This is a genomic window from Mycobacterium sp. (assembly GCF_049585075.1).
Taxonomy (GTDB): Bacteria; Actinomycetota; Actinomycetes; order Mycobacteriales; family Mycobacteriaceae; genus Mycobacterium.
Genome location: NZ_JBAUZA010000408.1, coordinates 1 through 9,010 on the forward strand (window position 1 = coordinate 1; position 9,010 = coordinate 9,010).

The 9,010-nt window shown below is 64.8% G+C and carries 8 protein-coding genes, 1 tRNA gene, 1 other RNA gene and 1 pseudogene; 5 read left to right on the forward strand and 6 right to left on the reverse strand.

Going from position 1 to position 9,010, the window contains the following annotated elements; genetic code table 11:
• Together recR and WB785_RS19365 are read right to left on the reverse strand one after the other, a co-directional pair.
• On the reverse strand, positions 1-426 hold a 426-nt coding region (gene recR / locus WB785_RS19360), incomplete at its 3' end, for a recombination mediator RecR (protein WP_424080913.1).
• A gap of 1 nt (position 427) precedes the next feature.
• Positions 428-751 (reverse strand): YbaB/EbfC family nucleoid-associated protein, encoded by a 324-nt coding sequence (locus WB785_RS19365; protein ID WP_424080914.1) that lies wholly within the window; start codon positions 749-751, stop codon positions 428-430.
• Between the two features lie 98 nt (positions 752-849).
• Here WB785_RS19365 and WB785_RS19370 point away from each other — a divergent pair, with 98 nt between their 5' ends.
• Positions 850-1,614 (forward strand): Rv3717 family N-acetylmuramoyl-L-alanine amidase, encoded by a 765-nt coding sequence (locus WB785_RS19370; protein WP_424080915.1) that lies wholly within the window; start codon positions 850-852, stop codon positions 1,612-1,614.
• Here the strand turns inward: WB785_RS19370 and WB785_RS19375 are convergent.
• Positions 1,611-2,048 (reverse strand): SRPBCC family protein, encoded by a 438-nt coding sequence (locus WB785_RS19375; protein ID WP_424080918.1) that lies wholly within the window; start codon positions 2,046-2,048, stop codon positions 1,611-1,613. The two genes, WB785_RS19370 and WB785_RS19375, sit on opposite strands and share 4 nt — an antisense overlap.
• 91 nt (positions 2,049-2,139) lie before the next feature.
• Here WB785_RS19375 and WB785_RS19380 point away from each other — a divergent pair, with 91 nt between their 5' ends.
• Positions 2,140-3,519, forward strand: a complete 1,380-nt coding sequence (locus WB785_RS19380; protein WP_424080919.1) for an FAD-binding oxidoreductase — start codon at positions 2,140-2,142, stop codon at positions 3,517-3,519.
• Positions 3,516-4,826, forward strand: a complete 1,311-nt coding sequence (locus tag WB785_RS19385; RefSeq protein WP_424080916.1) for a class I SAM-dependent methyltransferase — start codon at positions 3,516-3,518, stop codon at positions 4,824-4,826. Before WB785_RS19380 ends, WB785_RS19385 begins: the two co-directional genes overlap by 4 nt.
• Before the next feature lie 349 nt (positions 4,827-5,175).
• Here WB785_RS19385 and WB785_RS19390 read toward each other — a convergent pair whose 3' ends face one another.
• From WB785_RS19390 to ffs, 3 genes are all read right to left on the reverse strand, one after another.
• On the reverse strand, positions 5,176-6,999 hold the full coding sequence (locus WB785_RS19390; RefSeq protein ID WP_424080917.1) for a DNA polymerase III subunits gamma/tau: 1,824 nt from the start codon (positions 6,997-6,999) through the stop codon (positions 5,176-5,178).
• A 128-nt stretch (positions 7,000-7,127) separates the two neighbouring features.
• A complete protein-coding gene (locus tag WB785_RS19395; protein ID WP_424080920.1) occupies positions 7,128-8,411 on the reverse strand; it encodes an aminotransferase class I/II-fold pyridoxal phosphate-dependent enzyme in 1,284 nt (427 codons plus the stop codon).
• 17 nt (positions 8,412-8,428) lie between these two features.
• Positions 8,429-8,523, reverse strand: an RNA gene (gene ffs, locus WB785_RS19400) — signal recognition particle sRNA small type.
• Between the two features lie 78 nt (positions 8,524-8,601).
• On the opposite strand from ffs, the gene WB785_RS19405 reads away from it, so the two are divergent.
• Both WB785_RS19405 and WB785_RS19410 read left to right on the forward strand, forming a co-directional pair.
• Positions 8,602-8,687 (forward strand) — tRNA-Ser (locus WB785_RS19405).
• Positions 8,688-8,767: 80 nt separating this feature from the next.
• Positions 8,768-9,010, forward strand: a pseudogene (locus tag WB785_RS19410) (hypothetical protein); the annotation flags it as partial.

Genomic DNA, 9,010 nt, shown 5'->3' on the forward strand with positions numbered 1-9,010 from the left:
CACCTCGGTGATGTCGACCCCGTCGACCTGCTGACCGATCCGGTTCAGAAGCTCACGGATGCGTAGTTGCTCGGGGCCGACGCCGGACAGCGGATCCAGTGCCCCACCAAGAACGTGATAACGCCCGCGAAATTCGCGGGTGCGCTCGACGGCCTGGACGTCCTTGGGCTCCTCGACGACACAAACCTGCGAGCCGTCCCGCCGCGGGTCCGCACAGATGCGGCACCGCTCGTCGTCGGAGACGTTGCCGCATACCGCGCAAAACCGCACGCCGTCACGGACTTTGGCCAGTACCGCGGTGAGCCGGTCGATGTCAGGAGGTTCGACGGACAACAGATGAAACGCAATGCGCTGCGCGCTCTTCGGCCCGATACCCGGCAGCTTGCCGAGCTCGTCGATCAGATCTTGAACGGGCCCCTCAAACAAGTCAGGACCCCGGAATGCCCATTCCGCCGGCCAGTGGGCCGAGCGTTTGCTGCGCCATCGTGGTGACCTGTCCCGACGCGTCGGCGAGCGCGCCGACGATCAAATCCTGCAGCGTCTCGACATCATCTGGGTCGACAACCTTGGGATCGATCTTCACCGCGACGACCTCGCCGCTGCCCTTGACGGTGACCTCGACCAGGCCGCCACCGGCCTTCCCATGCACCTCAGCGTTGGCGAGGCGCTGCTGGGCAGCCATCAACTGTTGCTGCATCTGTTGCGCCTGGGCGAGCAACGCCGACATGTCGGGCTGGTCTCCGGGTTGCATGACGGTCCCCTTGCATCTTCGTCTCGACTTGGTTGCGCCTGCCGCGTGCGGGCGGTTCGGAACTTTCAGCCTAGACGGCGCCGGGCTACGGTGACGGCGTGCGTGTACGAGATCACCTGCGTGTCGGGACCGCGATAGCCGTCGGCGCATTGACCGTCGTGGCTACCACCGCGATTCCGCCGAAAGCTGCCGCAGCTCCCGGCAACATCGCCGGGATGATCGTGTTCCTCGACCCCGGTCACAACGGCGCCAACGACGCATCGATCAGCCGTCAGGTACCCACCGGCCGCGGCGGCACCAAGGATTGCCAGGCCAGCGGCACCTCGACCAACGACGGCTATCAGGAGCACACCTTCACCTGGGACACCACGTTGCGCATCCGCGCCGAACTCAACGCGCTGGGGGCGCGGACGGCGATGTCGCGTGGCGACGACTCCTCAGTGGGCCCATGCGTCGATCAGCGCGCCGAGATGGCCAATGGCTTACACCCCAACGCGGTCGTGAGCATCCATGCCGACGGGGGCCCGCCCAACGGGCGGGGATTTCACGTCAACTACTCCGCGCCGCCGCTGAACCAGGTGCAGGCGGGCCCGTCGGTGCAGTTCGCCCGGATCATGCGCGACCAAATGCAGGCGTCGGGCATCCCGCCGGCCACCTACATCGGCCAGGACGGCCTCTATGGGCGTTCGGACCTGGCGGGGCTGAACCTGGCGCAGTACCCATCGGTCCTGGTCGAGTGCGGCAACATGAAAAACCCGGTCGATTCAGCGCTGATGGAGTCGCCGGAGGGCCGGCAAAAATACGCCGACGCCGTCGTCAAGGGCATCGCCGGCTACTTAGGCAGCCAAGGCCAAGCGCGCTAGCTCTCGAGCTCCTTTTTCAGGTTCGCCAGCACCTCACCTTGGATCCTTTTCAGTCCCAGCGGCGCGAACGTCTTCTCGAAGAATCCCTTCACGCCACCGGCTCCGGCCCAGGTGGTGGTGACCGTGACGCTCGAACCGGACCCCGCGGGAGCCACCGTCCAGTTGGTGATCATCGTCGAGTTGGCGTCCTTCTCGATGACGGCGTGGCCGGCAACGTCGACGTTGGCCCGGACATCGCGAACCCGGGATTTGGTGGCCTGCAGCTTCCAGCTGGCGACCGTTCCCTGTCCCTGGCCGCCTTCCAGCACCTGGTAGTCGCGGTAGTGCGAGGACAGGATTTTCGGGCGGACTCCTTGGTAGTCAGCGACGGCGGACAGCACGGTGGTGGGCTCAGCATTGATCAAGATCGTCCTGGCTGCACTGACGTGTCCCATCAGGTGAAACTCCTCTGCGCAGGTGTTGTGGCCGGCGCCACGCCTGGGTGCGGTGTCCATGCGCGGGCTGCTATCGGCGACTAGCGTATATCTGGTGCCTGTCCCCGCATCCGCACCGGCGGCTCATGCGGCGGGCGTCGAGCGGTTGCTGGCGAGCTATCGTTCGATTCCCGCGACGGCCGCCGTCCGACTCGCCAAGCCGACCTCCAATTTGTTTCGCGACCGCGCAAAACGAGACGCGCCCGGGCTGGACACCTCGGGCCTGACGGACGTCATCTCGGTCGACGCTGAGGCTCGCACCGCCGATGTCGCCGGCATGTGCACCTACGAGACTCTGGTCGACGCGACCCTGCCTTACGGTCTGTCACCCCTCGTGGTCCCGCAGCTCAAGACGATCACGCTGGGCGGGGCGGTTACCGGGCTGGGCATTGAATCGGCCTCGTTCCGTAACGGCCTACCCCACGAGTCGGTGCTGGAGATGGATATTCTCACCGGCTCCGGCGAATTGCTCACCGTCTCCCCCCACCAGCATCCCGATCTCTACCGCGCATTCCCGAATTCCTATGGCACCCTGGGCTATTCGACAAGGCTGCGGATCGAGTTAGAACCCGTCAAGCCGTTCGTGGCGCTGCGGCACGTCAGGTTCAACTCGCTGGCCGATCTGGTGGCAGCGATGGACCGCATTATCGATACCGGTGGTTTCGACGGTGTGCCGGTCGACTATCTCGACGGCGTGGTGTTCGGCGCCGAGGAGAGCTATTTGTGCGTCGGTGTGCGTACCGCCACCCCCGGCCCGGTCAGCGACTACACCGGACAGAAGATCTACTACCGCTCCATCCAGCACGACGCCGGCGTCAAAGAAGACCGGTTGACGATGCACGACTATGTCTGGCGATGGGATACCGATTGGTTCTGGTGCTCACGGTCTTTCGGTGCACAGAATCCCAGAGTGCGGCGGTGGTGGCCGCGGCGCTACCGCCGCAGCAGTACCTACTGGAAGTTGGTGGCACTCGACCAGCGTTTCGGTATCGCCGACCGGATCGAGAAGCGTAACGGACGTCCGCCGCGGGAACGGGTAGTCCAGGATATCGAGGTGCCGATCGAGCGCAGCGCTGAGTTCTTGGACTGGTTCCTTGATGCTGTGCCGATCACGCCGATCTGGTTGTGCCCGTTACGGTTACGCGACCACAACGGCTGGCCGCTCTATCCGATCCGGCCCGGATCCACCTACGTCAATGTCGGGTTCTGGTCGTCGGTTCCAATTGGTGATTCCGACGGCGCGACGAACCGGTTGATCGAAGCCAAAGTCGGTTCGCTGGACGGTCACAAATCGTTATATTCCGACTCCTTTTACAGCCGGGATGAGTTTGACGAGCTCTACGGCGGTGAAACCTATAAAACCGTGAAAAAGACCTACGACCCGGATTCGCGTCTGCTTGACCTCTACGCAAAGGCGGTGCAACGACGATGACGACCATCAAGGAACCCGCGATCACCACGGCAGGCAAATTGAGCCTGGCCGAGATCCTGGCGATCGTCACCGGCGGCGCGAAGCGGTCGCTGCGGTTCACGGCTTACGACGGCAGCAGCGCCGGACCGGAAAACGCCGTGCTGGGAATGGATCTGCTCACGCCCCGCGGCACCACTTATCTGGCCACCGCCCCCGGCGAACTCGGCTTGGCGCGCGCCTACGTTTCGGGCGACATCGAGGCGCGCGGGGTGCCTCCGGGCGATCCGTACGAATTGCTCAAATTGCTGGCCGAAAAGGTTGAGTTCAGCAGGCCTTCGGCACGGCTGCTGGCTGGCATCATCCGCTCGGTCGGCATCGAGCATCTGGTGCCCGCGCCACCACCGCCTCAGGAGGCGCTACCTCGGTGGCGGCGGTTCGCCGAAGGCCTGCGGCACAGCAAGACTCGTGATGCCGACGCAATTCATCACCACTACGACGTCTCCAACACCTTCTACGAGTGGGTGCTGGGCCCGTCGATGACCTACACCTGCGCGGTCTATCCGCACGCCGACGCGACGCTGGAAGAGGCGCAGGACAACAAGTATCGGCTGATCTTCGAGAAGTTACGGTTGCAGCCGGGTGATCGGCTGCTCGACGTGGGCTGCGGTTGGGGCGGGATGGTTCGCTACGCGGCGCACCGTGGTGTGCGGGCGATCGGGGCGACCCTGTCGGCCGAACAGGCCCGCTGGGCGCAACAGGCCATAGAAGCCGAGGGACTGACCGAGTTGGCCGAGGTGCGCCACTCCGACTATCGCGACGTCCGCGAAACCGGTTTCGACGCGGTGTCGTCGATCGGATTGACCGAACACATCGGGGTCAAGAACTACCCGTCCTACTTCGAATTTCTCAAGTCCAAGTTGCGCCCCGGGGGCTTGCTGCTCAATCACTGCATCACCCGCAATAACAACAAGTCGCACTTCCGCGCGAGCAGCTTCACCGATCGTTACGTTTTTCCGGACGGGGAGCTGACTGGCTCCGGGCGAATCACGTCAGAGATCGAAGATGCGGGTTTCGAGGTCCTGCACGGGGAGAACTTCCGAACGCACTACGCCATGACATTGCGCGACTGGGGTCGCAACCTGGTTGCGCATTGGGACGAGGCGGTCGACGAGGTCGGCCTGGCCACGGCGAAGGTCTGGGGCTTGTACATGGCGGCGTCTCGGGTTGCCTTCGAGCACGACAACATTCAGCTACATCATGTATTGGCGGCCAAGCTTGACGCGCGCGGCACAGACGGGCTGCCACTGCGGCCGTGGTGGCAGCCCTAGGCCAAGGCTGGCGTCGGCGGCTTAGTTAACAGGGATAGCAAGCCCACCCGTGGGCGCCGTTTCGCCAGTGAAACCCCGGACCGCAGCCGTGTGCCCCGGTAGTACCGTTGCAGTCCAGTGGCTGCACGATCGCCGGAATCCCGGGATCGGTGGGAACCGTTGGGATATACGGAATTTGGGTAGCGTGGGCGTGAGGAGCTATCGTCAATGAGCCCATCGCGAGTGCCGCGGCGACGGTAGCAATCTTAATCCGCATTGGGAACCATCCCCTTTCGTCTGAGCATAGACATGATGACGGTACGCCTTTCGCGTCAGTCATGTTGGGCTCTTTAGCAATCGGCTAAGAAACTCAGTTGTTGTCGATGCGGCGCGCGCCCAGTTCGTTCTGCAGCAACTCCAGTGCCGCCTCTTCCGGGTCGCGGCGCGGAGTCGACGCGTCATCCTGACCCGCTTCGGCCAGCAGACTTTCCTCTTCGGCCCGCTCAGCCGAATCATCGTCGGCGGCGGGTTTCGCCGGCGCGGACGGACGCGAACGTTCGGTGCGGCGTGCCGGCGCAGGCGGCTCTTCTGTTGTCGTCTGGTTCGGCGCGCCGGCCTCACATCGCACCCGCCAGTTAACGCCCAGTGCATCTTTGAGCGCCTCGGCGATGACGTCGGCGTTGCGTTGTTCGCACAGCCGCTTGGCCAGCGGCGCCGATTCATGGCTCAACACCAATGTGTCACCCTCGACGGCTCGCACGGTCGCGCCGGCCAGCATCACCTCCGTGGTTCGGCTGCGTTGACGTACCTTCTCGCGCACCGTCGGCCACAACGTGCGGACCGCGGCCGCGCCCGGTTCACCCGGACCCGCAGCAGGCGGAGTCTGCTCCGGCGCCGGTGTGGGTTCCGGCTCAGCTGCGGCAGGCGTGGGCGGTGTGGGTTCCGGCTCAGCTGCGGCAGCCGCTGGCGGTGATGGCTTCGGGACGACAGTCGCCTCGGCGGGCGTTTTGTCGCCGTTCGGAATGGACATCTCCAGCCTGGTTTCGATGCGCTCGACTCGTTGCAGCAGCGCCGCTTCGGTGTCACTGGCCGACGGCAACAACAGCCGCGCGCAGATCACCTCGAGGAGCAGACGCGGGGCCGTCGCGCCGCGCATTTCAGTCAGGCCGGCATGCACGACTTCGGCATAGCGGGTAAGCGTCGCCGTCCCGAGCATGGCTGCTTGATCGCGCATCCGGTCCAGCACGTCTTCCGGCGCGTCGACCACCCCGCGAGCGACAGCGTCTGGAACAGCTTGCAGCACAAGCAAATCGCGGAACCGCTCAAGCAGGTCGGTGGCGAATCGCCGAGGGTCATGCCCGGCATCGATCACCGATTCGACCGCCCCGAACACCGCCGCAGCGTCGGCAGCTGCGAGCGCGTCGACGGCCTCGTCGATCAGCGCAACGTCGGTGGCGCCCAGCAACCCCAGTGCTCGCTGGTAACTGATCCGGCTGCCGTCCGGCCCGAATTCCGAACCGGCCAGCAATTGGTCGAGAACCGAAAGCGTGTCGCGGGGCGAGCCGCCGCCGGCCCGGATCACCAGCGGGTAGACCGCTTCGTCGGCGACAACACCCTCCTGGGTGCAGATCCGTTCGATCAGCGCCCGCATGGTGCGTGGCGGTAGCAGCCGGAACGGGTAATGGTGGGTGCGCGACCGGATCGTCGGCAATACCTTTTCAGGCTCGGTGGTGGCAAAGATGAAGATGAGGTGGTCGGGGGGCTCCTCGACGATTTTGAGCAACGCGTTGAACCCCGCCGTGGTCACCATGTGCGCCTCGTCGACGATGAAGACCCGGTACCGCGACTGGGCCGGCGCGTAAAACGCGCGATCGCGCAACTCACGGGTGTCGTCTACGCCGCCGTGGCTGGCCGCGTCGAGTTCGACGACGTCGATGCTGCCCGGCCCGTTGGGCGCCAGCGCGACGCAAGACTCACAGACACCGCATGGCGTTGCCGTGGGCCCCTGCACGCAGTTCAGGGATCGGGCCAGGATGCGCGCCGACGACGTCTTGCCGCAGCCCCGCGGGCCGGAAAACAAGTAAGCGTGGTTGATTCGGCCCGCCGACAGCGCGGTGCACAGCGGCTCGGTGACGTGTTCCTGCCCTACCACTTCCGCGAAGGTCGCCGGTCGGTACTTGCGGTAGAGGGCCACGGTCGCACACGCTACCTACGAGGACTGACGCGAGCTAACGGTGGCTCAGCAACGACGTGTTGACTCTGCGATCAGGGCGCGAATCACTCGCACTTCTCCGCCACGGATGCAGAGTGAATGCGGCCGGATCATTTGAGCAGCGACTCGCTGGCGGCCAGCAATGCGCAGGTGGCCAGGCCGTCGATCGCATTGCGCAGGTCGGATAGCGGCGGGAACGTCGGCGCGATACGGATGTTCTTGTCGTCCGGGTCTTTTCGGTATGGGAACGAAGCGCCCGCTTCGGTGACGGCGATACCGGCCTCTTTGGCCAAGGCGACGGTGCGCCGCGCCGTACCCGGCAATACGTCGAGGCTGATGAAGTAGCCGCCCTGCGGCTCGTTCCAGGAGGCGATCTTGGACTCGCCGAGCCGCTTGTCCAGTATCTCCAAAGCCAACGCGAATTTGGGCGCCAGCACCTGCTGGTGGCGCAGCATCTGAAGCCGAACGCCGTCGGCGTCGCCGAAGAATCGCAGGTGTCGGAGCTGATTGACCTTGTCCGGCCCGATCGACTTCTTTCCGGCGTACTGCAAATACCAGGCGATGTTGCCCAGAGATCCGCCGAAGAAGCTGACGCCGGCTCCGGCGAAGGTGATCTTCGACGTCGACGCGAAGACGTACGGCCGGTTGGGGTTGCCCGCCGCGGCGGCCAAGCCCAGCACGTCGACCTGGCGGACGAAGTCCAGCGTCAAGGTGTGCACCGCGTAGGCGTTGTCCCAGAACAGCCGGAAATCTTCGGCCGCCGTGCGCATCTGCACCAGGCGTCGAACCGTCTCCCACGAGTAGGTGATGCCGGTGGGATTGGCGAACACCGGTACCGCCCACATGCCCTTGATCGTTGGGTCGACGGCGACGAGTTCTTCGATCAGGTCGACGTCCGGCCCGTCCTCGAGCATCGGGATCGGGATCATCTCGACGCCCATGGTTTCGGTGATGGCGAAATGCCGGTCATAGCCGGGAACCGGACATAAGAACTTGACGACCGGCTCGTCCTTCCAGGGCCGCGGCGAATCCACACCGCCGTGCAACATCGAAAAGACCACTACGTCGTGCATCAGTTCCAGGCTGGCGTTGTTGCCCGCGATCAGGTTGGGCACCGGGATGCCGAGCAGCTCGCCGAAGATGGTCCGCAGTTCCGGCAGACCGTGCTGGCCGCCGTAGTTGCGGGTGTCGGTGCCGTCGCCGTCGCGATAGTCGTCGCCCGGCAGACTCAGCAAGGCATTGGACAGGTCCAGTTGCTCGCTACATGGTTTGCCGCGGGTGAGGTCCAAGGCGAGCTTCAGCGACTGCAGTTCGCGGTAGTCGTCCTGGTGGCGGGCATGTAATGCCTCGAGGTCGGTACGGCCTAGGGAGCTGAACGAGCCGTACGACACCATCCGCCTTTCAGTCGACATAGAGGGGACCCCGCGCACCCGCCAGAGCCCATTGACCCTTGCTGCCTTCCGGCCCTGGGGGAGTTCACAGGATAGACGCCGCGCGGGGTCCACCGAGAGTCTAGTACTCGTGCTGGAATCAATCGGCGACAGTATTAAGGACGCTGAGCTGCGCTCGGCTACCATGGCCGACGGAGGATTCGCCTAGTGGCCTATGGCGCTCGCCTGGAACGCGGGTTGGGTTAACAGCCCTCGCGGGTTCAAATCCCGCATCCTCCGCACTCAGTCCGGGGTGCGACCAGGCTTGATCGCCATCGGCTAGGGTCTGGTCGCGACCGGATATCAGTTCAAGGAGGGGCATGGGACGCAGGTCTGCCACGCTGTGGCACGCGACGTTCTCGATCGCCGCAGGCGTCCTCTATTTCTTCTTCGTGCTACCGCGCTGGCCCGAGCTGATGGGCGACACCTCGCACACCCTCGGCACGGCGGCACGGATCGCCGCCGGGGTGGTGATTGCCCTGGCCGCGCTGCCGGTGGTGTTCACTTTGCTGCGGGCTCGCAAGCCGGAATTCGGCACCCCACAGCTGGCCCTGACCCTGCAG